Raw genomic sequence first — 23,682 nt, forward strand, 5'->3', positions numbered from 1 at the left:
GTCCTACAGGGTTAAGATGTTTATCGCGTTAGCGGTTTTTGTTGCGGCGATAGTTGTAGTGGTGTTTTTCTGATGCGTAAAAATGCCCCTCAAGTGACCCTTCCGGACTCAAAGATGTCAGCTCGTGGTTTGGAACAAAGAGCATTTCAGGACCGCAGTGTTCGTAAGACGCGGAACGCTGACGTATCCGGGGTGATTGAAGAAGAGTTTGGAAAGTACTTGATCAAGGCTGGCATTCTGAGCGGTAACAGCGTTGCGCGCGCATTCCCCAAGCCACCAGCTAAAACGCAGGCAATGATTGCCGATGCAGTCGGCGAAACACCAGCATTGGCCATTGAAACCTTAAAAGAAATTCTCGAAGAACGAGACAGGAAACGTAGCGGTCAACGCCGTTTGGAGGGAAACTCCGGTACCTTCGTTCCCAGCGAAAGAGAATATGCCGAGGCATTGCGCCAGATCAGGCTCACCCCTGCGCAGGTCACAATGCTCAAAGCACTTACAATCGCAGGCAAGGAAGGTCTGACCATTGGTCACTTGTCTCAGGCGGCCGGTTACAAATCCCGCGAGGCCTCCATCAAGGTCTTCAAGAAAATCGGACTATTGATCGCAGAATATCTGGAACTCGCACTTCCCGAAGCCGGATCGGCACAGAATGACGGTGCTGCTCAGGTAATCGCATATTCTCACGTCGAAAGTGACGATGAACCAGCTACTTGGATCATGCATCAGGAACTGCGCGATGCTGTTCGCTCGGTTCTATGACGTGCGTTCCAGCCCCCGCTTTTGTAGCGAACTCTGAACCGGAACAAATGCACGAAAGGTTGCTGACGTAGCTTATGTTGGAGAAAAGACCATATCCGCTCGACCTGATCTATGTACCTGTGAAACGGGCGAAAACGCTTGATCAACAAAAAGTTCTGACACTAGCCGAAGATATTCTGAAGAACGGCCAGAAGACCCCGATCCAGATACGCTCGGACAACAAGAGGTTCGTGCTGATTGAAGGCCTTCACCGATTAGAGGCCATTCGCGCCTTGGGCGGTGATACGGTCGAAGCCTATCTGGTCCGTGCCAGACTACACTAAATGCCTATTGGAATTGGCGTTCGACAAAGCCTCGGAAAATGTCAGCAGACGTTGACTTTTTTCATCCCAAAGATGCAAGCGTGCACAATGAAAGCTCTCATTTAGAGTAATACGCTGGCAATTTTCCAACTCAGAATGATCACGCAAAACCTCGTTTAGCCGATAAAACGGTATGCGGCTGGCCAGGTGGTGAACATGGTGTACGCCGATATTAGCAGAGAACCACCGCAGGATGCCTGGTAGGGCATAATGAGAACTTCCATAGAATGCGGCGTTCTGAAGATTCCACCCCTCTTCCCGTTCCCAGGTCGTGTGCTCAAACTGGTGTTGAATATAGAAAAGCCAAATACCAATCGATGATGCGACAATCATGGTTGGCAGGAAAACATATACCAACACCTCAAAGCCTCCGGCCCAAAAAACCAGAGCCAATATCCCTGCAATCGCGACGTTTGTTCCCATCGCACTTGCCCAATACAGCCAGCCCGACCGCATGAAACCAAGAGGTAAGCGGTTTTGAAGGAAGAACGTATAGACCGGCGCAACACCGAACAGGAAGATGGGATTCCGGGTCAGACGATAAGCGGCACGCCCGAACCACTTCCGCTTCAGGTATTCTTCAGTGGTCAATGTAGGGATGTCACCCATACCACGCCGATCAAGGTTACCGGTTGAGGCATGGTGAATCGCATGGCTTTGCCGCCAAACGTCATAGGGTGTCAGCGCAAGGACACCCAAAACCCGGCCTGTCCAATTGCAAACGGTACGGTTTCTAAAGAAGGATCCATGACCACAATCATGCATAATGATAAAGATACGGACCAGAAACGCGGAATTCAGGATGGCCAGTAGTATTGCGATCCAGACACTAAAAGATAACGCAAACCACGCTAGGGCCCATAGCGCGAATAAGGGAACAACAGTGATCGCAAGTTCAAAAACACTGCGCTTCGCATCGGCAACACGGTATTGCGCGAGCACCCGCGTCCAATCTTTAGGTTGCAAGTTACTTGTTCTCCAACGGCTTATAGTAGCCCATTGTTCAAAAGGGCACCCGAAAAGGGTGCCCTTAAAAGGTCAGGCGAGTGCCAGATTGGCGGCGCTTTCGCGTCCGTCGCGGCCAGCTTCGACGTCAAAAGTAACCTTCTGACCGTCTTTCAATTCGCTAAGGCCGGAACGTTCGACTGCTGAGATATGTACGAACACGTCGCGCTTGCCATCTTCAGGCTCGATAAAGCCAAAACCTTTGGTCGAGTTGAACCATTTTACTGTGCCATTTGCCATGGTGGAAGTCTCCTAATACTTGCCGCCCGCATCATTGCGGCGACTCGGCGTGGTCGGTCTGAATCGAGAGACTGAACGCCGAATTGGGGAGACAGCTGGTCGAAAAAGAAAAACGTAAGCCTGATGTATATGGACTTCGAGTACGCCTGATACAAGCCTTGATGCTTCGAAGGACAACAGAGGATCTGAGTCTGTCTGGCTTAGAACCCGAAAAGTTGAGATGACGCTGTTGCTCTGCGATCCAAACGCGAAGGCGGCTTGGGTAGGCAGTACAAAAGATCAATGACCGCTTTTGAGAATCTATCCTACTACATCCGAGACAGCGATAAGCGTCAGTTTTGATGCCGTAGCGAGACTTTGCAAAGTCTGCTTTCTGCGCATTGCTGTCATTGGGGCATCGAGCAGCATCGGTCAAAGTCGGCTCAGAGTTGCCGTTCTCCGCAGCTTGCATGATTGGCAGGTTCGCAGCCCAGACCGGACTTTGCAGTTTTCGAGATGCCCTAAGGAGCGGAATATTGCCTGAAACTAAACTTGATACCAGTTTTCAACGTCTCGGGCAGCTTCTTCTACTGTAGAAACAGCCTCTACCTCTGCGACAGCACGTTGCACTTCGTTTGGGCTTGCACTGAGTTCCAAGATGTTTGCATTCACGTCATGGGCTGACCCGGCATTTGAATAAATCGTATCGACGGCAATTCCGATGGCATTTCGGTGTTGCAGCAGGTGCTCGAAAAATCGGACATAGATCGCCTCCTCATACGGAGAATGGATGTCCACCTCAGAGATCAAGCCCAATTCCGCAGCCTTGGCGCATGTCTCGCGCCAGGCCAGTTCCATTGTCGATGGAGGCGCATCTCTGGTCTCATCGGGATGTTTTGGGTCCGCAAACGTAGACCTTCGGATGGCTTCAAGATTGGCACGCAAGCTTTTTGTGGGTACAGGATAGATGAATGTGGTTTCCTCGGAAGCTAAGGCTGGTTCAACCTGATCCGGCTGCGCCTGGATGAGCTCGGAAAACCTGTTTCCGATGATAGGGACTTCACCGATAATCATGTCTGTGGGGTCGGTTTTCTCTGACAGCCATCGCGCCAGGGCTCTCCTGCCCCACAATCCGGCTGCCTTTCGGATCAACGGATGAGTTCCATCCGAAACATCCGGATACCTTGCGAGGATGTCTTCTGTCTGAAACGCCGCGAGCCCCGTATCCCAACGCATGATATGCACACGACGTCCCAAGGAGACCGAATTGGATATCTGCTGACGCAACAGGAATGACTTTCCAGATGCTGGTAGTCCGGTAAAGAAAACCATGCGGCGACGACGTGCCGCGTCGGCCAGGTGTCTTCCAATCTCAGTGTCCGCAAAACTGTCGATAGAAATTGCGAATCTCCTAATTCGGTGTCGGCCGCAGGCCGGAGCGGCAATTGGGCTTTGCCGCCCAATAACCGCTTCCGGAGCGCGTTCCCCAAAACTGAATTGGCAATACCAAGTTCAATGACGGCGACGCGCGGATCAATGCTGCGTGATCAGTCAGTTGCGAAGCAATAAAACAGACCTGCCCCGCCAGAACGTGGCAGATGTTCCTCCCCGCAACCACGCGAGCCGTGCGATGAGTTCCAGGATATCATGTTCCGAGCATCGTTGAGACCTACACGATCATGGTGTCCAACAATTGCAGACCCGTCTTCACTATTCGAAGTCCAGTTGCTGCATGTCGTGTCGCCACCTGCCGTCGAGAAATATCCAGCGGAATCGGAGCCGGTCAGAATGTCATGTTTGTTCGGCTGACTGCCACGCCCATTGACAGGGTTACCATTTTCGTCGACGGCGGTCTGTAGATTTATGTTCACGCTGTCGCTGTGCAGGTCCTCAACGTTGTTGGCGATGAGCTCTCCGTTGGCATTGTACCACGGACCCGATCCGATCCGGTCGCGCGCAGAAATGCCATCGGTGATTGTCATCGGGTCAGTGCTGCGATCAATGGACATTGAGGTGCTCAAATAAGCCGCAAAAGTTTTGGAAGAACCGGCCGCAGAAGCAAGCGCATTGCAATGAGCATCGGCACCTTTTAGTCCGCCCAGATTGGCACCGTCCCCCTTGCCCACACTAGTGATGAAGAACGACATTTCCTCGCCTGCCGATTGCGCGTGTGCGGTCGCCGCGATGCAGCAGATAACGAGTGCAGCAATCCCATGGGCAGGTGTTCTTTTGGTGAACTTTGACATGTGTGTCTCCCTTCGTGCTGTGTAATCACTGATGCTAGTCGTGTGCTCTGATTGGGTCCACGGAATAGTGCTCACGAATTAGAGAACATGGCATCGACTCACGCGAGACATGCGCTGATATGTCGGATAGCTCAAAAGTGTAGCCGACTTTCGTCACCTCCGCAGAAAACAGTTAATTGGGTGCGCCCGACGCTGTCGCTGCGAATTTTGCGAACGCCCGGATCGGAGGAGCGCTCTTTCGCTGCGCTGTGATCGGACGCCTGAAACGCGGTTACCTCTGACTTATTGCACTTACACGTCTAAGATACATCTATGGGCTCACCTTCAAAGCCTAAGAGTGGCATGTTCGAGAAAGGGGCAACCGAAATGTTGTTTGCTGATGCGCTAAAGAAGGCTTCTTCGTACGCTGCAGCGTGGAGTTCCAACGATCCGAGGCAAGTGGCAGCACATTTCGCTGAAAACGGGGCGGCGCGGCTCAATTCCGGCAAAGCGATTCAAGGTCGGGAAGCGATTGCTTCCGATTACGCGGCACCGTTCTTCCGTGATTTTCCTGGTTCTTCTGTGTTGCTGCATGATTTTCGCCTTTCAGGGGGTTCTGTCGCAAATTTCTTTGAGAGTTGTATTGAAGATACTGGAGAGGCGATTATCCTGACAGTTGGATGAACTGCTGAAACGGACGGAGTCCGGGCGTGAATTGACCTTTGCGGATCATGTTGACCAATTCTACGCCTGCCAGGGCAGATGCGGCTGAAGCGAAAGATTTGAACCCTAGCATGAGTCTGATCCTTCGTTTGATGAAGCGGTGATCCTGTTCAATGATGTTATTGAGGTACTTCCGCCTAACCATCTCAGTCGAGATCGGACAACCAAAACCTTTCAGCATTTTATTGATCGCCTTGATGCCGGCCGTGTTAGCACCACTTTTGTCGATGACGATCTTGCGCGGTAAACCGTTCACCTCAAGCGCGCGGGCGAAGAACCTCGTCGCAGCGGCTTTATTCCGACGCTCAGACAACATGAAATCCAGGGTCTTGCCGTGTTTATCGATCGCTCGATAAAGATATACCCATTTCCCTTTGATCCGCACATATGTTTCATCCATTCGCCACGAACGGTCGGCGGGACGCTTTCTATACCGCGCTGCGTCCGCAATGAGGCCAGCATATCGACTGACCCAGCGGTTCAGTGTTGCATGATCCAGATCAACGCCGCGTTCCGCCATGATTTCTTCCAGATCCCGGTATGAAACACCGTAGCGTAGGTAGAAGAAAACCGCGTGCAAAATCACGTCTTTCGGAAAATGCGCACCCTTAAATGAGATCGTCACAGTTTGCTCCTGTCATATTCCAGCCCGCGTTAACAGAACTGCGTTCGATCTGACAGGTGGGGACGGAGTTTGCGACAGAACCTGAAGAACGAGCACTGAACATCGCTTCCGTTCGTCCCACCAGTCCAGATATCCGCTTTGGTTCCAATGAAAAATCGCGGTTCCCTGTATTCGCGATCGCATCTTGATCGCCGCCCTTGGAAGCACCATCAGAGAGGTTCGTTTCGCGCTTTTGAGCACTCCGCATCTCTCTTCGCTTTGTCGCTAAACGCCTGTTGGCGGTATTGAGTTCTGCCCTCCACGCGGCGATGGCGTCGGGATCGTCACAGCCGAATACGCGCGCCAGCCAATAAATGTTGTCGGCGCTAATACCCTTGTCATTGTCCTGAAACCAATGCTGAACGGTCCGAAGGTCTACGCCCGTTTTATTAGACTCGAAATGCGAGATGGTGCTCGCAAGAAGCTCTGGCGTCCAGGAGCCGGCGGGCAATCCGGACTCATCAGTCGGAAGACCAGCGCCGACAGACATCAAGTACTTAAAGAGCTCTTTGATGTCGCTGCCGTTTTTCGGCGGAGGAACAAAATATTTCCCACGCTTGATCAATGGCTTCCACGCTTTCGTTTCGTTCCATTTCGTCTTGTGTCGTTTCGTTTCGTGGGATTGTCAACGAACCGAGGTACTCAGCTATAAGTTGAGCCAAAATCCGCACCGTTTCCCAGGGCGATGAGCAAAAAATCGTACAGTCGAAAGTCCCCTAGCCTTCGCCTGACGCTGGATTTTGAGGAATGGACCTTCTGGATACCAAGGAACGAAAATGCAGACACAGCAACCAAACGAGCGCGCAAAAAGAGCCGAACCAATTATTGAGGTGCAGGACGTCCATACTGGCAAAACAGTGGTGCTCGTCTATGCGTGGAACAACGGGCAGGTAAGCGTCGCATCTAAAAGTGGGTTAAAGGTGGTTGAGCTTTCTCCCACGGCGCGCCTTCGTCTTTGAGAAATTGATCCCGTGATTAGGTAGAGTGGTTAGAGATCGTGGAATTTAACATAGTTTGGCTTGCGCATTGTATCTCTGCATGGCGAAATCAGTGAGGTTTTAGCTTGGTTGCGAGAAACGGCTTCAGCCGGCAATGGTTCAGTTCATCGGGTCGCTTTAATTGCCCCTCAAGTCAACCGCCCAAACCGACGCTTCGAAAATGTTATCAGTTATATTCTTTGAATTGTAGTACGCCTCCAAAGATTGCAACCGGCAGTATTATTCACACTTGCGTTCCACACCAATCCACTTATCAAAGTGCCGACATTTGACCTGAGGGAAGCTTGCGATGCGCATGCGCGATACGTTCATCAAACCAATGCATCCGGAAGGTATTCGGTTTGTCGCGATCTTTGCCGCCATAACGGTCGGTCTGTTTCTCCTGTCCGACATTCTGGGCTGGATTGGCGTCGGCCTCACGGTTTGGTGCTACTATTTCTTTCGCGATCCTGAACGTGTACCACCGACAGGAGAAGGCCTGATTGTTAGCCCTGCGGACGGGGTGGTGTCGCTGATCGAAGCGGCAGTGCCACCGAAGGAACTTGGGATGCCCAACACGCCTCTCACCCGTGTCAGTGTGTTCATGAGTGTCTTTAACTGTCATGTGAACCGGACGCCTATTGAAGGTGAGATAACCGCAGTTGCCTACCGCCCCGGCAAGTTCTTCAACGCATCCCTGGACAAAGCCAGTGCCGATAACGAGCGCAACAGCCTGCGTATCAGTATGAAAGACGGTCAGGACTTGGCCGTTGTCCAGATTGCTGGCCTGGTGGCCAGACGGATCGTCTGCTTCACGAAACCCGGCGACGAGATGCAAACAGGAGACCGGTTTGGATTGATCCGTTTCGGGTCTCGTCTGGATGTCTATCTTCCAGAAGGCGTGGACCCGCAGGTGCGTGTTGGGCAAACGATGATTGCAGGTGAAACGATCCTTGCAAGCTTACAAACACCCAATGAAAAGTAGGTGGTTGGATCAGTGACAGAACCAACCAAACAGAAAGAAGAGACCGGGTTTGCTTTAATCCAATTGCTGCCCAATGCGCTGACGATAACGGCCATTTGCGCGGGCCTGTCAGCAATCAGATTTGGCGTTCAGGGCAACTACGTACTTGCGGTGCAGCTCATTATTGCCGCCTGTGTGCTGGATGGGCTGGATGGCCGCATTGCCCGCCTTCTCAGCAGTGACAGCAAACTGGGGGCGGAGCTGGACTCACTTGCAGATTTCCTGAACTTCGGGGTCGCGCCACCGCTCGTTCTCTATTTCTGGGCCTTGCAGGATATACGCAGCGCGGCGTGGATCGCCGTTCTGTTTTTTGCAGTGTGCTGTGTTATGCGTCTGGCGCGGTTTAACGTGGGTGGCAAATCCGAGACCTGCGATCAGGACAACGCCTATTTCGAAGGGGTTCCGGCTCCCGCAGGGGCACTGCTGGTCATGTTGCCGATGTATCTGTCCTTTGCTTTCGCGGATGCCCCTTTGCTGCCCAGCATATTGATATGCATCTACATGGTGATCATTGGCCTTTTGCTCATCAGCCGCATTCCGACCTGGTCTTTCAAGACCACAAGGGTCTCCCGTGAGAACGTTAAGTATTTTCTCATCGGTGTCGCTGTTGTGGGGACCGCTCTGCTGACCTTTGCCTGGGCCACGCTGATCGCGCTTTGTGTCGGATATGTGGGAATGGTCGCTTGGGCGTGGATTGACAGGGAAGTACCTTCTAACCGTTAAGGACTCGATATGGACATCAAAGCCGTTCAAACCTCCTACGCTCGCTGGGCGCCTGTCTATGACAAGACGTTTGGGGCCGTCACCAATGTCGGGCGGCAGCATGCGGTTGATTATATCAACAGACGTCCTGGAAAAGTTCTGGAGGTTGGCGTGGGCACCGGGCTGTCCCTGGAACATTACGGGCCCGAGGCGCAGGTGACCGGAATCGATTTCAGCGAGGACATGCTGCAAAAGGCGCGCGACAAAGTAAGGGACCTATCGCTGAGCCATGTCGCGGAACTGAGGCAAATGGATGCCCGCACGCTTGATTTCCCCGACAACCATTTCGATACGGTTGCGGCGATGCATGTGCTGTCCGTCGTTCCTGAACCGGAAAAGGTGATGGCGGAAATAACGAGGGTCTGCAAACCGGGCGGCAGAGTGGTAATCACCAACCATTTCCAACGTAAGCGGGGGCTGCTTGCATCTTTGGAACGCGTCTTTGCCCCGCTGGCAAATACAATTGGCTGGCATTCTGATTTCGAGATCGAAACAGTGTTGAAAGAGGATGCCCTTGTCGTCGAAGAGCAAAGACCCCTTCCACCGCTGGGGATGATGACCTTTCTGGTGCTGAGGAAATCTGAAGCCGCGTAGTACCCAGTACCTTTGGCCGCTTTTTCAGTTTCGGGCAGCCGAGCCAGAACACATATGTCAATTCATCTCGGAGCTAGATCGTTGGCCACGTCATTGTATTTGAGATTTTCTGACCACAAGAGGCGCCTTGGTCGCGTCAGAGATTTCTTCCGTCATAGATTACCTCAGGTAGGCGAAGAGCGTCCAACTCATCGATGCATCCGAGGTTAACTCGATAGTGGCCCGGGTTCAGCCGCGTCTCGACGAATGTATGAATTCCGCAGCGATTGCAAAAAAAGTGCCGCGCCGTTTCCGTGCCAAATTGGTAACTTGAGAGAACACCCTGCTCACACCTGATTTTAAAATCTTCAGGCGGTATTACTTTTGCACTCATCACCATGCCTTTACGGGAACATAACGAACAATCGCATCGCATTGCATGATCGATGTCCGGTACCGAAAATGTGAATTTTACAGAACCGCAATGGGCTCTGTTGCGAAGTTTTGAACGCAACATGTCGTTTCAGCGAGCGAGTCTGACTTAAGCGGCTAGCTCCGCGAACTGCTTGAAAGGACAGATTCCGGGCGTGAATTGACCTTTGCGGATCATGTTCGCGACCTCAATCCCGTCCAGCGTCGCCGCTGCTGAAACGAAGGCTTTGAACCCCAGCATCAGTCGAGTACGCCGCTTGATGAAACGGTGGTCCTGTTCCACGATGTTATTGAGATACTTGCGCCTCACCATCTCGATTGGAATTGGGCAGCCAAAGCCTTTGAGCATTTTGTTGATAGCCTTGATACCAGCGGTATTGGCTCCGCTCTTGTCGATAACAATCTTCCTGGGAAGGCCGTTGATCTCCATCATTCGAGCAAAGAACTTTATGGCGGCTGGCTTGTTTCGGCGCTGCGAAAGCATGAAATCAAGGGTTTTGCCGTGTTTGTCGACGGCTCGGTAGAGATAGACCCACGCGCCTTTCACTTTGATATAAGTCTCATCCATCCTCCACGAACGATCACAAAGCATTTTTCGGCGACGCGCAGTTTCAGCAATAGCACCAGCGTACCTCGCTACCCAACGGTTCAGCGTCGTATGATCGACCGACACGCCGCGCTCTGCCATGATCTCTTCCAGATCCCGATATGACACGCCGTACCGGACATAGAAAAACACGGCGAACAGGATAACGTCCTTCGGATAATGCGCGCCTTTGAAGGAGATCATGAGAAGACTTTCAACTGAATAATGCTATTTGCCAGTCAGGCGCTAACTCCATGAAGGTCAATGGTCAAAAATTTGCAACAGATCCGCCAAGCCGACCAACATCTGGGCAAAGATACCTTTGTCACTCCATCGCTTCCAACGATTATAGAGCGTCTTGTGTGGTCCACATTCCCTAGGTGCATCGCGCCACCGTAACCCGTTGCGATTGATGAAGATAATCCCACTCAAGACACGCCTGTCATCAACGCGAGGTTTGCCGTGGGACTTTGGGAAGAATGGCGCCAGACGCGCCATTTGCTCGTCGCTCAACCAGAAAAGATCAGACATATCACCGCTCATTTTTTGAACGCGATGAATCACGCAGCCAAACGGAAATCAATGGGTCCTGAGCCTAGCGTATTTTGTAACCCAACGGTTCAGCGTCGTGTGATCTACTGCAACGCCACGCTCGGATATGATTCCTTCAAGATTACGGTACGACACGCCGTATCGCACGTAAAAGAACACGGCAAAGAGGATCACATCCTTGGGATATCGCGCCTTTGAAGGAGATCATGAGTTGGCTTTCGACTCGTTGGGACCGAAAGCCATCCACGCGCTAAACGCAAGCGCGTCAACAGCCAAAACTTTGCAACAAAGCCGGACAAACGCGGGTATTCTCAGCCGCGTGGAACAGTCGGGCTCTGCTCCTCTCACCTTTTTGCGGTTTTCCCGGTAGGCGGCGTGCGACAAGAAAAAGGGTCGAAGGTGAATCTGCCTGTTTCAGTTGCGCGTCCGCGCTGGTCACCTATGAGGCAAGGGCGAGACATACAGACGCCTGCGCGAATTGTACAATCTACAGTTGCAGAATATTTCAATCCATCCCATGCCTATCATTGGCAGAGACCATATATCTGTGTGGCTTTCCCGACCGGATCAGTCTTACATGATCTGTTAACCGATGGGTGCGCGATCCCTGACAGTTAACGGAAAACCGCTGATAGAAAAGATAATTTGCAATAAATCGCCGATGACGGAGCGCCCTAAAGATTTGAACACATCATGGCATGACTCTTGTGTTTTTGTTGATACCTACGCGAAATCTTCGCGCAAAACATCAACCTTAAGACGAAAGATCACTCACCATGTCTAACGGTACATTCACTGATTTCCTCTCGGCGCTGCTGGCGTTCGAATCCGGCTGGGACCGAGAACGATACGACGCAGGCGTCATTCAGGACTGGCAACTCGACACATGGGCCGGGGGGGCAGTCGCTGAATTCTTTCCCGACTACAGCAGCTGGGGTGACCTGAATAGTGACGAATGGCAGACGATGGCCTACAGATCGATGAACTCGCTGGGTTTCGTCGGCTTTCAGTTCGGCGAGGCACTGCTGATCGATCTGGGTTACTACGACGACAACCAATTCTATGGCAATGGTGCCGCGACCAACACTTGGGATGGCAGTTGGACAGGCAAGAACGGTGTCACGTCGCTGGAAAGTTTTACAACCAAACAAGCCCAGACCGTCGCCATTCAGGAGGCGTTTGGCCTGAATCTTCGGATCATAGAAAACGGCCTGCAGAACGCGGGGCGGGATTTGAGTGACTTCATAGGCCAGACCACCGGCTACACCGACGGCACCGGCGCCACAGTCACGGTCGAGCTGACACTGACCGGCCTTCTGGCCGCAGCGCATTTGCGTGGTGCCTATGGCACGCTGAACCTGTTGCTTGGTGGCGCAGTATCGACCGATGAATATGGGACTTCGATCCTACAATATATCGCTCAGTTTGGCGGTTACGACAGTCCTGCGGCGGCGGACATGATCGCGTTTTATGAGGACCGAAAAACCGGAGACGAGGGTATGGGCACGCCCGATGCCGGTTCGGGTGGTGGCACCGATACTGGAGGCACACCAGATGGGACAGCCAACGTCGACCAGGACAGCGCCGATGTCGTCCTGACCTGGTCTTACGGGGCCGAGACCCAGGTTACCGATTTCGATCCAGCAACGGATACGATCTTTGTCGACTGGATACCGGCCGCCAATCTGGACGTTACCGAAGCCAGTGGATCGGTTGTGTTTTCGGTCCCGTCGAACCAACAGTCGTTGACACTGGTCGGAGTAACACTGGCTGAGTTGACAGCTGTCAACTTCACCATTCTGGACGACACTGCCGCACAGGAAATTCTGAGCCTGATCGGGAACACCTCCCCGGCCCCGGACCCCGATCCCACGCCTGAACCAGTACCTGAGCCCGACCCGGGTCCGGCTCCGGCCCCCTCCCCTGCCCCGCACGATTCTGGTGGCGCTTTTGAAAATCCGGCAATCACCAAGCAGAATGCGGACGTGGTTGTGACATGGACCTGGGGCAGCAACCCGGTTGTCGAAAATTTCGACCCCGCAAGCGACACGATCTTTGTCGATTGGATCGGAGCTGATGCGCTAGAGATTTCCGAGGTCGATGGTGCGGTCGAAATCGCAGTTCCCTCGAACAACCAGAGCGTCACGCTGCAAGATGTCACGCTGGACATGCTGGCTGCGCAAAACATTTATGCGCTGGATGTCACGGTCCGCGACGAGCTGGCGACGCTGATCAACAACCACGATGGCAACAATGGTCACGGAGATGGCCACGGGCACACTCACATGCACGTCGCCGTCGGTTATGACAGCCCGGCGCAGGTGGTTGACGGTTTCATGCCGGCCATGGGTGATGTCGTCGAAATCAGCGCGAACGTGGCTGCGAGCGATTTTGAGATCTTCGAGGAATCCGGCGATGCGCTCGGAATGACGGTTCGCATCAGCATCACCACTGATGGCGTGACGACACAAACCTTATTCACCGGGTTCGGCCTCGAAGACCTGACCATGGCCAATTTCTCGGTCGACGATCAGAGCGTGCTGAATGAAATCGCCAGCGTATTGGGGCAGGACGTGTCCACCCCCGAGACCGGCGGTTACACCCTGACTGATGACGCCGACGGTTCGAACCCGGCCGAGGTGATCGGCAGTACCGACGCCGGAGGACGAGTGTTCAAGGCAGACAGTAACGCGGATGACCTTACCGATTTCGACCCTGCAACCGATCAGCTGGATTTCGGAGGAACCTCGGTTCACGGCATGATCATAACCAAATCGCCCGCAGGCGAGATTGTGATCGACAGCCCCTGGTCCGATGCAGCGCAAATCGTACAGGGTGTCGGCTTTCAGGATGTGACCGTCGACAATTTCGGTGTGGTCGGGAACGAACATTTCCGCCAGGATATGGGCGGCGTGATTTCTTGGGAGCAGGGCGTTGGCCCGCGCGACGCCGACACGATTTACATCCGCAGCCACGAATATGGCCGCGCCGAGGTGATCGACGATTTTGACCCGTCCACGATGAAAATCAGTTTCCTCTATTTTGGCACCCGCGAAAGGTTGTCGGTCGAGGATACCGATGCAGGTCTGGTGATCTCGACCCTGCCCAGCGGTCAGAGCATGACCCTTACGGATGTCGCCAAGGCCGACCTGATCCCCGGATTGGTAGAGTTTCATTTCGATCAGGTGATGGAGGACAACCTGGAAACCCCCTTCGGCTTTGATCAGAACGATGTCACCCTGGTTGACCGAACGGTTTTGCTGACCCCCGCAGCCCCCGCAGGGGCAAGCACCGACGGTTTCCAGATCCGCACCGGTGACCTCACCGGTGGCGCAACGGAGTCGGTCGACGAGAGTGGCAGCTCGGGCGATGCAACCGATCCAATGCCCACCGACCCGGCGCCGGGTGGAACAGTGGCCCTTGGGGATGGGCGCGACACCGTTGATATCAACTGGAATTGGGGCGTCCAAACCCGGATCGAAGGGTTTGACTCTGGCACCGACAGATTTGATTTCAACGCGCTGAGCGGCGATCAGATCGACATCCGCGAAGTCGAGGGGAACCTTGAGATCGAAGTCTTGGGCAATGGCGGCAACATCACCACCCTGATTGACATTCAGGCCGAAGACCTGAACCGCGCCAATCTTGAGGCTGACGCCAATAACCCCATCCTTGATGACAGCGGTTTGCTTTTCACGCAGTTGATCGAAATAGGGTTCGATCAACTGGCCTGACAGCAAGGGCAGGGGCAGTACACTGCCCCTGCCATATCGACCGGCACGCCGGACCTGTTGATCCTTCCGGCAAGTTTACAGCTGTCAACAAAGCTCAATGGGCTCCCTTTTGCAAAAGATCAGGTCCGAGGATGTTCGAGCCTGCATCTCAGGCCGCCTCCCGGTGTGTTCCGTTCAGAAGCGCCATCACCATTGGCCCCGGCGAAAACGCTCCGAGCGCCGCTTTGCCTGCCAGAGCCCGCAGATATCCACCGGGGCTGTTGATGTCACCGAACCGTTGCAAAATGCAGGCAACCGTCACAGCGGTGCATTCCGGTCCCATCAGCTCTCGCGCTTCTTCCCATGCCGACGGGCTGATCCCCAGAATCTGGTGCAAACTTTTGACTATTGACGCTCATAAGGGCTTTGTCGCAAATTTTGTTCCCATCTGTCAGACTAAGTGTCGTTTTGGTAGCGCATGCTCTAAATAGCAGGAGCATCGTTTCATCAAAGATGAACTCGCCCGATGCTTGGCTTCAAGTCCATTGCCTCGGTCACGGCGACGCTTGCAGGGATCGAAGTGTCGCACATGATCCGCAAAGGTCAGCTCGGATATTCAACAAGCGGATTCCGTCTATTTGCAGAGTTTGATGGATAAAAGACGCCCTCTCAGAGCGCTAGCTTTGAACAGTGCCAAACTTTGCGACAGAACCCGCTAAAGTCTAACCTGCGCCATAGCCTATTGCGCGAACCCCATGGCAGGGCGTAACCATAAGTAACTGGACATCAAATCGAACAGCGGCAGGGCGTCAACCGACACGGCCGACGCAATTGCGACCCAGTGCTCCGCCAATGCCGCGGCAAGCCAGAAAGGTGCAATATGAGTGATGTTGTTCGCCCACTTTCCCTGAACGTACCTGAGCCGGGATGTCGTCCGGGCGACACGCCCGATTTCTCGGATTTCGAAATTCCCCGTGCCGGAGCGGTCGGTCGCCCACCCGTGGACGTCGACCCGGACAAAATACGCGATATGGCCTTTTCCATTGTACGGGTCCTGAACAAAGAAGGTGAAGCGGTCGGTGAATGGGCCGGAGCGCTGAGCGCTGAGGAGCTTCTCGAAGGGCTGCGCCATATGCTCATCCTGCGGGCTTTTGATGCGCGTATGCTAACGGCGCAACGGCAGGGCAAAACCAGCTTTTACATGCAACATCTGGGGGAAGAGGCGGTGTCCTGCGCGTTCAGCCGCGCCATGCAACACGGCGACATGAATTTTCCGACCTATCGGCAAGCGGGGCTGCTGATCGCCCGCGACTATCCGATGGTAAAGATGATGAACCAGATTTTCTCGAATGCCGAAGACCCCCTGCATGGACGGCAATTGCCGATCATGTATTCCTCAAAAGAACACGGGTTTTTTTCGATCTCGGGCAACCTCGGTACGCAATTCGTGCAATCAGTCGGCTGGGCCATGGCATCGGCGATTTCAGGGGACACAAGAATTGCCGCAGGCTGGATTGGGGACGGTTCGACCGCCGAGAGTGATTTCCATGCAGCAATGGTTTTTGCGTCGACCTACAAGGCACCGGTCGTGCTGAATATCGTCAACAACCAGTGGGCAATTTCAACCTTTCAGGGCATTGCCCGAGGCGGCGTAGGCACGTTTGCCGCGCGCGGCCACGGTTTCGGAATCGCGTCGGTTCGGGTCGACGGAAACGACTATCTGGCGGTGCACGCTGTCGCCAAATGGGCCTGCGAACGAGCACGCCGTGGCCATGGGCCTACCCTGATCGAACATGTGACCTACCGCGCGGGCGGGCATTCGACCAGCGATGACCCCGCGGCTTACCGCTCCCGACGCGAAGCTGCGGCGTGGCCCCTGGGGGACCCAATCGAGCGGCTAAAGCAGCATTTGATCACCATCGGCGCATGGAGCGATGAGCGTCACGCGCAGGCCGAGGCCGAAGTGTTGGACGAGGTCATGGCGGCTCAGAAAACGGCCGAGGCTGTAGGAACGCTCGCCTCCGGCAAACAACCCTCGCCGCGGGACATGTTTGAAGGTGTCTACGAAACCATGCCGCCCCACCTGATCCGGCAGCGTCAGGAAGCGGGGTTCTGATTATGGCGCGGATGACCATGATCGAGGCTGTGCGTGAAGCTCATGACGTTGCTATGGCAGCCGACGAGCGTGTCGTCGTTTTTGGCGAAGATGTCGGCTATTTTGGCGGCGTGTTCCGCTGCACCGCCGGATTGCAGGCGAAATATGGGGCCTCCCGCTGTTTTGACGCGCCGATCAACGAGGCCGGGATCGTCGGCTCTGCCATTGGAATGGCCGCCTATGGTCTGAAACCGGTAATTGAGATTCAATTCGCTGACTACGTTTACCCCGCCTTTGACCAGATCGTGTCCGAGGCCGCGCGGCTGCGGCACCGGTCGAACGGCGATTTCACCTGCCCCATCGTGATCCGTATGCCCACAGGTGGCGGGATTTTCGGCGGTCAGACCCATAGCCAAAGCCCCGAAGGGTTGTTTACCCATGTATCAGGTCTGAAGGTGGCGATGCCGTCCAACCCCCCCGATGCAAAGGGACTTTTGCTCGCCGCCATCGACGATCCTGATCCGGTCATCTTTCTAGAACCCAAACGGCTCTATAACGGGCCCTTCGACGGACACCATGAGAAACCTCTTGTCAGCTGGAAAGACCACCCGCTGGGGGATGTGCCCGACGGGGATGAGATCGTGCCGCTGGGCAAGGCCGCAATCCGTCGGGAAGGCACGGACGTTACAGTGCTGGCCTATGGCACAATGGTTTATGTTGCGCAGGCAGCCGCCGAAGAATCCGGTATTGACGCCGAAGTTATAGACTTGCGCACGCTGAGCCCGCTGGATCTGGATGCGATCACCATGTCGGTCAGGAAAACCGGCCGCTGCGTGATCGTGCATGAGGCGACACGCACGTCGGGGTTTGGGGCCGAGTTGATGTCTCTGGTGCAGGAGAGCTGTTTTTACCACCTCGAAGCACCCATGATCCGCGTTACCGGCTGGGACACCCCCTACCCGCATGCGCAGGAATGGGAGTATTTCCCGGGCCCCAAGCGCGTCGCCGAAGCGCTAAAAAAAGTCATGGAGGATTGATCCATGGGCGTGTTTGCAATCCGACTGCCTGATGTTGGCGAAGGTATCGCGCAGGCCGAATTAACGGAGTGGCATGTCAAAACGGGCGATATTGTCCGGGAAGACGAAGTACTTGCTGACGTCATGACCGATAAGGCAACAGTCGAAGTTCCATCTTCGGTCTCTGGCAAGGTATTGGAACTGGGGGGTGAGATCGGTGACATGATCCCCATCGGCGCGGTGCTGATCCGAATCGAGGTCGAAGGTGAGGGCAATGAAACCGAACGTCCCGAACCGGCAAAGGCTGCGGAGCCGGTCGAGGTGTTGGAAAGCGAACCCGAAACAGTAGACAAACCGGCCCAGAAACTGGCCTCTACCCCAGTGCAACGCAGCAACGGCACCAAACCGTTGGCCTCGCCGTCCGTGCGGGCACGCGCACGGGAAGAGGGCGTCGATCTGCGGCAGGTACCGGGGTCTGGCCCCTCGGGTCGGATCAGCCACGCCGATCTCGACAGCTGGATTGCCTCAGGCGATATCAGGCAGGGTGCCGTGACACGGGATCGGAACACCGGCGTGGAAGCGGTGCGCGTGGTGGGCATGCGTCGCAAGATCGCCGAGAAAATGGCGGTGTCGAACCGACAAATCCCACACATCACCATCGTTGAAGAGGTTGAGATGTCCGCGCTTGAGGATCTGCGGGCCGCATTGAACACCAAGTACAAAGACGAGCGCCCCAAGCTGACCCTCCTTCCCTTCCTGATGCGCGCTATCGTCGAGGCGGTGCGGGAACAGCCCGAACTGAATGGCCGATTTGACGACGAAACCGGGGTGATCCACCGTTATGGCGGTGTGCATATCGGGATCGCCACGCAAACTCCGCATGGTCTGATTGTGCCTGTGGTGCATCACGCCGAGGCGGCCAGCCTTTGGGACAACGCCACCGAAATTGCGCGACTGGCAGAGTCCGCGCGCGAGGGCTCAATTAAGCGTGAGGACTTGAGCGGCGGTACGATCACGATCACCTCGCTTGGCCCGCTCGGAGCTATCGCAACCACACCAATCATCAACCATCCCGAACTGGCCATTGTCGGCATCAACAAGATGCAGGTCCGGCCGGTGTGGGACGGGCAGCAATTTCAACCGCGGACGATGATGAATATCTCGTGCTCTTTCGACCACCGGGTGATCGACGGCTGGGACGCTGCGGTCTTTGTGCAGAAGTTGAAATCTTTGCTGGAGAACCCGGCCATGCTGTTTGTCGAGGGTTAAATGTCAGATATCGAGTGCAAACTTTTGATAATCGGAGCCGGCCCCGGAGGCTATGTCTGCGCCATTCGGGCCGGGCAGCTGGGCATCGACACCGTAATTGTAGACGAAAACAAACCCGGAGGCACCTGCCTGAACGTGGGATGTATCCCCTCCAAGGCGCTGATCCATGCAGCCGACGAACTCCACAGGATCACCCACGCCTCCGACGGGCCATTGGGCATTTTGGTTGCCAAACCAAAGATCGATCTGGCAAAAACCGTCGCCTGGAAAGACGGCATCGTAAACCGGCTGAACACCGGCGTATCGGGGTTGATGAAAAAGGCAGGGGTCCGGTTCGTCAGTGGCAGCGCTCGGTTCCTTGACGGCAAAACCGTCTCGGTCCGGCATGGTGACACAGAGCATACGATCAGTGCCGAATACATTGTGATCGCGTCAGGTTCCGCCCCCGTCGAACTGCCGGTATTGCCTTTCGGTGGACCGATCCTGTCCTCGACAGACGCTCTCTCCCTGACTGAAGCCCCGCATAGTCTTGCGGTTGTCGGCGGGGGATACATCGGGCTGGAACTGGGAACGGTGTTTGCCAAGCTGGGTTCCAAAGTCACCGTAGTTGAAGCCGAAGACCACATCCTGCCGCTCTACGATACGGCCCTGACCCGCCCGGTGGCCGAACGGCTGAGCGATTTAGGCGTGACCGTCATGACGGGCGCAAGGGCACTGGGCTTTGATGACAGCAGGTTGCAGACAGATCAGGGCGAAGTTGTGGCCGAGAAAGTTCTGGTGACGGTTGGCCGCCGTCCGCGCACCGTTGGCATCGGTATAGAGGAACTGGCGCTGACCCAGGATGGGCCCTTCGTCAAGATCGACAGGTATTGTCAGACCTCGATGCGCGGCATCTATGCCATTGGCGATGTAACCGGTGAACCTATGCTGGCCCATCGCGCCATGGCGCAGGGCGAAATGGTGGCCGAACATATTGCGGACCATTCCGTCGAATGGGACAAACGCGCCATCCCAGCGGTCTGTTTTACCGATCCCGAAGTGGTGACCTGTGGCGCACTGCCGAATGAGATGGAAGGTACCAAAACCACCCTGTTTCCGTTTCAGGCCAATGGCCGCGCCATGACGACCGTGCGCGAAGATGGCTTCATCCGCGTTGTCTGGCGCGAAAGCGATCATGCAGTGGTCGGTATTCAGGCGGTTGGTGAGGGCGTTTCAGAATTGTCGGCAGCCTTTTCCATGGCCATAGAAATGGGGGCCTGCCTGGAAGATATCAGCGCCACGATTCACGCACACCCGACGCGATCGGAAAGCCTGCAAGAGGCATGTCTGCGTGCGCTCGGCCACGCACTGCATATTTGATCTGTCACTGGTTGAAATTGATCAATGTGTCCGCTCGTGCCGATTTAACAGGTAACAAATCTGGCCCGTTCCTGAAGGCATGGATTTGCCATTCAAGGGCGCTGGCAACTGAAGGGTCTGCAGGCCCCCAATTTGAGCACACGGAGGATCGCGCTACTTAATACATCAGGGAAGCAAACATGGAGATTGCAAAGCAACGGCTACAACTCCTCTGTCTGATCATCCTGAGCTTCCTGTCGGCTGACCGATTGAACGGCCAGGTTGATATGGCAGATGCACCCGAAACACGGGTGCTGCACACGGTGATCGAAGGGCCAATCGGCCCGGCAACCGTGCGTCACATCGCCCGTGTGCTTGAACAATCCAGGAACCAACCCACTGCGGCGGTCGTATTGCAGCTCAACACGCCCGGAGGGCTGGCAGACGCAACGCGCGAAATCATTTCCGAGATACTGCTGTCATCAGTTCCGGTGATTACCTATGTCGCCCCGCCCGGCGCCCATGCAGCCAGCGCGGGCACTTATATCCTGTACGCCAGTCACGTCGCCGCAATGGCGCCGGGCACAAATCTGGGTGCAGCCACCCCGGTCGCGATTGGTGGAATGCCAGGCGGTTTGCCCGGACAACCTCCGCCAGAACCCGGCGACAAAGACAGCGAAGCCAATGGGGACGCGGCCAAGGACCCGTTGGCACCAAAAGATGCCATGTCGGCCAAAGCAACCAATGACGCGGCGGCCCAAATCCGCAGTCTGGCGGAAATGCATGGTCGCAATGCGGATTGGGCCGAAAGCGCAGTGCGACAGGCCGAGAGCTTGTCGGCAGCCCAGGCCCTAAAGCTAAATGTCATCGACCTGATAGCTTCTGACCTGACTGCGCTGTTGCGGGACGTGGACGGGCGCAGTGTGGTTATGGGCGACACCCGAAAAACGCTGGACGTCTCTGGCCTGCCCGTGGAACGGATCGAGATGGGAACGGTCACCCGGATTCTCAGCATTCTATCGAACCCGAACGTGGCGTTGGTGCTGATGATGCTTGGTGTTTATGGCCTGATATTCGAGTTCTGGAACCCCGGTGCGATCGTTCCCGGTGTGGTCGGGGCCATATGCCTGACGCTGGGGCTTTATGCGCTTAATCAATTGCCGCTCGACTATGCGGGGCTGGCGCTGATCGGGCTGGGTATTGCGTTTATGGTAGCTGAAGCCTTTTCGCCAAGCTTAGGGGTGTTGGGGCTTGGCGGGATCATCGCCTTTTCAATGGGGGCCGCGATGCTTGTGGACACGGATGTCGAAGCCTACCGCGTCTCGTGGTGGCTGATCGGTGTAATGGCGCTGGTCAGCGCGTCGATCCTGGCTGTACTTCTGGGGTACACGATCCACACCTACCGCCGTGCGCCGGTGTCAGGATCGAACCGGATGTTGGGGGCGCAGGCCCGTGTGATGGATTGGTCCGGTGGTGCTGGATTCGTCTGGGTCGAGGGTGAACGATGGCAAGCCAAGGGTTTAACCGGCCTGCAGCCCGGACAGGACGTACGCGTACTGGGGATCGACGGTCTCACGCTGCAAGTCGGCGCGGCGATTAAGGAGAAACCGGAAACGAGCGGAGGTGTATGATGATGGAAACATTCCAGTTTGAGTGGATCGCCTATCTGATCGCGCTGGTACTGGTGATCCTGTTCCTGCAGGCAGCGATTTACATTTTTCGGGAATATGAGCGCGGGGTCTTATTCACGCTTGGGCGGTTCACGCGGGTCTCGGGGCCGGGCTTTGTCCTGATCATACCGGTGGTGCAGCAGTTTGTGCGCACCGACCTGCGTATGTTCGTAGAAGATGTGCCCAGTCAGGACGTGATCAGCCGCGACAATGTCTCGGTCAAGGTCAATGCGGTGATCTATTTCCGCATCGTGGATCCACAGCGCGCCATCATCAACGTGGCCGATTTCCGCGCCGCCGTCAGCCAATTGGCGCAGACCACTTTGCGTTCGGTTCTGGGCAAACATGAACTGGACGAGATGCTGGCCGAACGCGACAAGCTCAACGCCGATATCCAGGAGATACTGGACCGCCAGACAGATGCTTGGGGCATAAAGGTGGCGAATGTCGAGATCAAGCATGTGGATATCGACGAAAGCATGGTCCGCGCCATAGCCAAACAGGCCGAGGCCGAACGCCTACGCCGGGCGCGGGTCATCAATGCGCAGGGTGAGTTTCAGGCTGCTTCGAAACTGGTGGAGGCCGGCAAGTTGTTAGCGACCCAGCCTAATTCCATGCAGCTACGCTACTTCAACGCCCTCAATGACATTGCCACTGACGGTACAACGACAATTGTGTTCCCGCTGCCCATCGATCTTCTGCCTAAAGCTCAAAAGAAAGACGGATAAACGGCGAGTTTCGCAAGTGGATCGGATTCTTTGCATTAAATAGAGAAATAGAAACGAGGTCGTCCGTATGTCCGAAAACTTCTTCTATGATGACCTGAGCAACTACGTGAGTATGAGAGTAGGACTACACACCTTTGCGTCCCGGAATTAAGCCAAAGGACACTCGTTACTAATCAACAGTGGTTTGTCGGCGCAGCCCTCAAAGGCTTGAGAGCATTTCGAGGCTTCTTTCCAAAGTTCAACAGGGTGCGATTTTTCAGGGCTTTTGGTTCCTGGATAGCGTTCTTTGCAGCGTTGATGATTCAGATTTATGGAAACCCTGATGAATAACGACCTTCAAAACGGTACTTTTAGTTCGTCTTTCGCCGGGCTTCGAGTGCCTCGGTCATAGTATTGATTGAGCACGACCACTCGATGATATCGCGCAATCCATCTAACAAACCAATGCAGACGGAAATCCACTTTTTTCTTTTCAACCCGTAATCTGCTTGCACCGGGTCACTCGTTGCGACCCAGCGCAAGCAGCTGTTTCGTCAAATAGGAAAAGGGCCATAATCTGCCACGAAATTCAACTCAGAACCTTCATCGACTGCATGGACGATCTCGCTGTCAAGGTTGGCATCTTCCTTCAAGAACAGTGAGTTGTCTTGGGCGCTCTACCGAGCAACCGCATTGTCGGCACCATTGATCTGTTCGAAATCAACCCCGTCTTTTAGCCGCAGTTGTGAAGTCGCGTCGCGAACCATCAGCCCAAAAAGTCGTCTCCAGAAATGATATATGCACCTTCAAAACGGTTGCGAAGTAAATCGAGCGTGACACTTTGCGTATCTGCGGCAGCCTAAACCCAAAGTTTGCGACACAACCCCTGAATTTATCGGTTCTGTCGCAAACTTTTAGATGGCAGAGCATCAGTGGAATTGGTGGGCGGTTTACGCCACCAGTTCGGCGAACTGCTGAAACGGACGGAGTCCAGGCGTGAATTGACCT

General features: G+C 54.9%; 22 protein-coding genes and 4 pseudogenes. 15 read left to right on the top strand and 11 right to left on the bottom strand.

Annotated features, from left to right (window positions below):
• The first annotated feature begins 72 nt into the window (after window positions 1-72).
• Both ACR0NW_RS21355 and ACR0NW_RS21360 read left to right on the top strand, forming a co-directional pair.
• Entirely contained in the window at window positions 73-762 is a 690-nt protein-coding gene (locus tag ACR0NW_RS21355) for a hypothetical protein (protein WP_170469384.1), read from the top strand.
• A 74-nt stretch (window positions 763-836) separates the two neighbouring features.
• Window positions 837-1,085 (top strand): ParB N-terminal domain-containing protein, encoded by a 249-nt coding sequence (locus ACR0NW_RS21360; protein ID WP_039524390.1) that lies wholly within the window; start codon window positions 837-839, stop codon window positions 1,083-1,085.
• Here the strand turns inward: ACR0NW_RS21360 and ACR0NW_RS21365 are convergent.
• The 4 genes from ACR0NW_RS21365 to ACR0NW_RS21380 all read right to left on the bottom strand — a co-directional run bounded on the left by ACR0NW_RS21365 (window position 1,077) and on the right by ACR0NW_RS21380 (window position 4,495).
• Entirely contained in the window at window positions 1,077-2,090 is a 1,014-nt protein-coding gene (locus ACR0NW_RS21365) for a fatty acid desaturase (RefSeq protein ID WP_170657599.1), read from the bottom strand. The two genes, ACR0NW_RS21360 and ACR0NW_RS21365, sit on opposite strands and share 9 nt — an antisense overlap.
• Window positions 2,091-2,162: 72 nt before the next feature.
• Window positions 2,163-2,369 (bottom strand): cold-shock protein, encoded by a 207-nt coding sequence (locus ACR0NW_RS21370; protein ID WP_170328727.1) that lies wholly within the window; start codon window positions 2,367-2,369, stop codon window positions 2,163-2,165.
• A 525-nt stretch (window positions 2,370-2,894) separates the two neighbouring features.
• Complete coding sequence (locus tag ACR0NW_RS21375) at window positions 2,895-3,680, bottom strand: DEAD/DEAH box helicase family protein (RefSeq protein ID WP_480452654.1); 786 nt, start codon at window positions 3,678-3,680, stop codon at window positions 2,895-2,897.
• 215 nt (window positions 3,681-3,895) lie between these two features.
• Window positions 3,896-4,495 (bottom strand): hypothetical protein, encoded by a 600-nt coding sequence (locus tag ACR0NW_RS21380; protein WP_480452653.1) that lies wholly within the window; start codon window positions 4,493-4,495, stop codon window positions 3,896-3,898.
• A gap of 411 nt (window positions 4,496-4,906) precedes the next feature.
• On the opposite strand from ACR0NW_RS21380, the gene ACR0NW_RS21385 reads away from it, so the two are divergent.
• The gene (locus tag ACR0NW_RS21385; RefSeq protein ID WP_480452651.1) at window positions 4,907-5,257 is read left to right on the top strand and encodes a nuclear transport factor 2 family protein; all 351 of its coding nucleotides are present in this window, start codon (window positions 4,907-4,909) and stop codon (window positions 5,255-5,257) included.
• Here ACR0NW_RS21385 and ACR0NW_RS21390 read toward each other — a convergent pair.
• A complete protein-coding gene (locus ACR0NW_RS21390) occupies window positions 5,238-5,921 on the bottom strand; it encodes an IS6 family transposase (RefSeq protein WP_480452649.1) in 684 nt (227 codons plus the stop codon). The two genes, ACR0NW_RS21385 and ACR0NW_RS21390, sit on opposite strands and share 20 nt — an antisense overlap.
• On the bottom strand, window positions 5,905-6,525 hold the full coding sequence (locus ACR0NW_RS21395) for a hypothetical protein (protein WP_480452647.1): 621 nt from the start codon (window positions 6,523-6,525) through the stop codon (window positions 5,905-5,907). The genes ACR0NW_RS21390 and ACR0NW_RS21395 overlap by 17 nt, the downstream gene beginning before the upstream one ends.
• A 211-nt stretch (window positions 6,526-6,736) precedes the next feature.
• Between ACR0NW_RS21395 and ACR0NW_RS21400 the strand changes: the two genes are divergently transcribed.
• The 4 genes from ACR0NW_RS21400 (at window position 6,737) to ACR0NW_RS21415 (ending at window position 9,317) form a co-directional block, all read left to right on the top strand.
• Window positions 6,737-6,919 (top strand): hypothetical protein, encoded by a 183-nt coding sequence (locus ACR0NW_RS21400; protein WP_480452645.1) that lies wholly within the window; start codon window positions 6,737-6,739, stop codon window positions 6,917-6,919.
• Window positions 6,920-7,247: 328 nt separating this feature from the next.
• Window positions 7,248-7,922 (top strand): phosphatidylserine decarboxylase, encoded by a 675-nt coding sequence (locus ACR0NW_RS21405; protein WP_480452644.1) that lies wholly within the window; start codon window positions 7,248-7,250, stop codon window positions 7,920-7,922.
• Window positions 7,923-7,934: 12 nt separating this feature from the next.
• A complete protein-coding gene (pssA, locus tag ACR0NW_RS21410) occupies window positions 7,935-8,684 on the top strand; it encodes a CDP-diacylglycerol--serine O-phosphatidyltransferase (protein WP_480452642.1) in 750 nt (249 codons plus the stop codon).
• A 9-nt stretch (window positions 8,685-8,693) separates the two neighbouring features.
• Window positions 8,694-9,317: a class I SAM-dependent methyltransferase gene (locus ACR0NW_RS21415; RefSeq protein WP_480452640.1), complete on the top strand. Its 624-nt coding sequence runs from the start codon at window positions 8,694-8,696 to the stop codon at window positions 9,315-9,317.
• A 136-nt stretch (window positions 9,318-9,453) separates the two neighbouring features.
• Here ACR0NW_RS21415 and ACR0NW_RS21420 read toward each other — a convergent pair whose 3' ends face one another.
• The 4 genes and pseudogenes from ACR0NW_RS21420 to ACR0NW_RS21435 all read right to left on the bottom strand — a co-directional run.
• Window positions 9,454-9,813: a GFA family protein gene (locus ACR0NW_RS21420; RefSeq protein ID WP_480452639.1), complete on the bottom strand. Its 360-nt coding sequence runs from the start codon at window positions 9,811-9,813 to the stop codon at window positions 9,454-9,456.
• Window positions 9,814-9,837: 24 nt separating this feature from the next.
• Window positions 9,838-10,518 (bottom strand): IS6 family transposase, encoded by a 681-nt coding sequence (locus tag ACR0NW_RS21425; protein WP_480452637.1) that lies wholly within the window; start codon window positions 10,516-10,518, stop codon window positions 9,838-9,840.
• Window positions 10,519-10,602: 84 nt separating this feature from the next.
• Window positions 10,603-10,845: pseudogene (locus ACR0NW_RS21430) on the bottom strand (transposase); the annotation flags it as partial.
• A gap of 66 nt (window positions 10,846-10,911) precedes the next feature.
• Window positions 10,912-11,074, bottom strand: a pseudogene (locus tag ACR0NW_RS21435) (IS6 family transposase); the annotation flags it as partial.
• A 568-nt stretch (window positions 11,075-11,642) separates the two neighbouring features.
• Between ACR0NW_RS21435 and ACR0NW_RS21440 the strand changes: the two are divergent.
• Entirely contained in the window at window positions 11,643-14,600 is a 2,958-nt protein-coding gene (locus ACR0NW_RS21440; RefSeq protein WP_480452635.1) for a hypothetical protein, read from the top strand.
• Window positions 14,601-14,748: 148 nt separating this feature from the next.
• On the opposite strand, the pseudogene repC reads toward ACR0NW_RS21440, so the two are convergent.
• Window positions 14,749-14,976, bottom strand: a pseudogene (repC, locus tag ACR0NW_RS21445) (replication initiation protein RepC); the annotation flags it as partial.
• A 94-nt stretch (window positions 14,977-15,070) separates the two neighbouring features.
• Here repC and ACR0NW_RS21450 point away from each other — a divergent pair.
• The 7 genes and pseudogenes from ACR0NW_RS21450 to ACR0NW_RS21480 form a co-directional block, all read left to right on the top strand.
• Window positions 15,071-15,237, top strand: a pseudogene (locus ACR0NW_RS21450) (IS6 family transposase); the annotation flags it as partial.
• Between the two features lie 222 nt (window positions 15,238-15,459).
• Window positions 15,460-16,695 carry a thiamine pyrophosphate-dependent enzyme gene (locus ACR0NW_RS21455; protein ID WP_480452634.1) on the top strand — a complete coding sequence of 412 codons (1,236 nt, stop codon included), beginning with the start codon at window positions 15,460-15,462 and terminating at the stop codon, window positions 16,693-16,695.
• A gap of 2 nt (window positions 16,696-16,697) precedes the next feature.
• Window positions 16,698-17,711 (top strand): alpha-ketoacid dehydrogenase subunit beta, encoded by a 1,014-nt coding sequence (locus ACR0NW_RS21460; protein WP_480452632.1) that lies wholly within the window; start codon window positions 16,698-16,700, stop codon window positions 17,709-17,711.
• A 3-nt stretch (window positions 17,712-17,714) separates the two neighbouring features.
• Window positions 17,715-18,959 carry a dihydrolipoamide acetyltransferase family protein gene (locus ACR0NW_RS21465; protein ID WP_480452630.1) on the top strand — a complete coding sequence of 415 codons (1,245 nt, stop codon included), beginning with the start codon at window positions 17,715-17,717 and terminating at the stop codon, window positions 18,957-18,959.
• Window positions 18,960-20,318 carry a dihydrolipoyl dehydrogenase gene (lpdA, locus tag ACR0NW_RS21470; RefSeq protein ID WP_480452629.1) on the top strand — a complete coding sequence of 453 codons (1,359 nt, stop codon included), beginning with the start codon at window positions 18,960-18,962 and terminating at the stop codon, window positions 20,316-20,318.
• A 179-nt stretch (window positions 20,319-20,497) separates the two neighbouring features.
• Window positions 20,498-21,928: an NfeD family protein gene (locus ACR0NW_RS21475; protein WP_480452627.1), complete on the top strand. Its 1,431-nt coding sequence runs from the start codon at window positions 20,498-20,500 to the stop codon at window positions 21,926-21,928.
• Window positions 21,928-22,695 (top strand): slipin family protein, encoded by a 768-nt coding sequence (locus ACR0NW_RS21480; RefSeq protein ID WP_480452626.1) that lies wholly within the window; start codon window positions 21,928-21,930, stop codon window positions 22,693-22,695. The genes ACR0NW_RS21475 and ACR0NW_RS21480 overlap by 1 nt, the downstream gene beginning before the upstream one ends.
• The last annotated feature ends 987 nt before the right edge of the window (window positions 22,696-23,682 follow it).

The organism is Ruegeria sp. CF5, assembly GCF_056537325.1.

Bases quoted from the DNA above. Each gene is read 5' to 3' on its own strand.
- lpdA (WP_480452629.1), top strand. From the start codon at position 18,960: ATGTCAGATATCGAGTGCAAACTTTTGATAATCGGAGCCGGCCCCGGA.
- ACR0NW_RS21375 (WP_480452654.1), bottom strand. From the start codon at position 3,680: ATGGTTTTCTTTACCGGACTACCAGCATCTGGAAAGTCATTCCTGTTG.
- ACR0NW_RS21455 (WP_480452634.1), top strand. From the start codon at position 15,460: ATGAGTGATGTTGTTCGCCCACTTTCCCTGAACGTACCTGAGCCGGGA.
- ACR0NW_RS21380 (WP_480452653.1), bottom strand. From the start codon at position 4,495: ATGTCGTTCTTCATCACTAGTGTGGGCAAGGGGGACGGTGCCAATCTG.
- ACR0NW_RS21405 (WP_480452644.1), top strand. From the start codon at position 7,248: ATGCGCATGCGCGATACGTTCATCAAACCAATGCATCCGGAAGGTATT.
- ACR0NW_RS21370 (WP_170328727.1), bottom strand. From the start codon at position 2,369: ATGGCAAATGGCACAGTAAAATGGTTCAACTCGACCAAAGGTTTTGGC.
- ACR0NW_RS21475 (WP_480452627.1), top strand. From the start codon at position 20,498: ATGGAGATTGCAAAGCAACGGCTACAACTCCTCTGTCTGATCATCCTG.
- ACR0NW_RS21460 (WP_480452632.1), top strand. From the start codon at position 16,698: ATGGCGCGGATGACCATGATCGAGGCTGTGCGTGAAGCTCATGACGTT.
- ACR0NW_RS21465 (WP_480452630.1), top strand. From the start codon at position 17,715: ATGGGCGTGTTTGCAATCCGACTGCCTGATGTTGGCGAAGGTATCGCG.
- ACR0NW_RS21355 (WP_170469384.1), top strand. From the start codon at position 73: ATGCGTAAAAATGCCCCTCAAGTGACCCTTCCGGACTCAAAGATGTCA.
- ACR0NW_RS21440 (WP_480452635.1), top strand. From the start codon at position 11,643: ATGTCTAACGGTACATTCACTGATTTCCTCTCGGCGCTGCTGGCGTTC.
- ACR0NW_RS21425 (WP_480452637.1), bottom strand. From the start codon at position 10,518: ATGATCTCCTTCAAAGGCGCGCATTATCCGAAGGACGTTATCCTGTTC.
- ACR0NW_RS21420 (WP_480452639.1), bottom strand. From the start codon at position 9,813: ATGTTGCGTTCAAAACTTCGCAACAGAGCCCATTGCGGTTCTGTAAAA.
- ACR0NW_RS21385 (WP_480452651.1), top strand. From the start codon at position 4,907: ATGGGCTCACCTTCAAAGCCTAAGAGTGGCATGTTCGAGAAAGGGGCA.
- ACR0NW_RS21415 (WP_480452640.1), top strand. From the start codon at position 8,694: ATGGACATCAAAGCCGTTCAAACCTCCTACGCTCGCTGGGCGCCTGTC.
- ACR0NW_RS21480 (WP_480452626.1), top strand. From the start codon at position 21,928: ATGATGGAAACATTCCAGTTTGAGTGGATCGCCTATCTGATCGCGCTG.
- ACR0NW_RS21400 (WP_480452645.1), top strand. From the start codon at position 6,737: ATGCAGACACAGCAACCAAACGAGCGCGCAAAAAGAGCCGAACCAATT.
- ACR0NW_RS21360 (WP_039524390.1), top strand. From the start codon at position 837: ATGTTGGAGAAAAGACCATATCCGCTCGACCTGATCTATGTACCTGTG.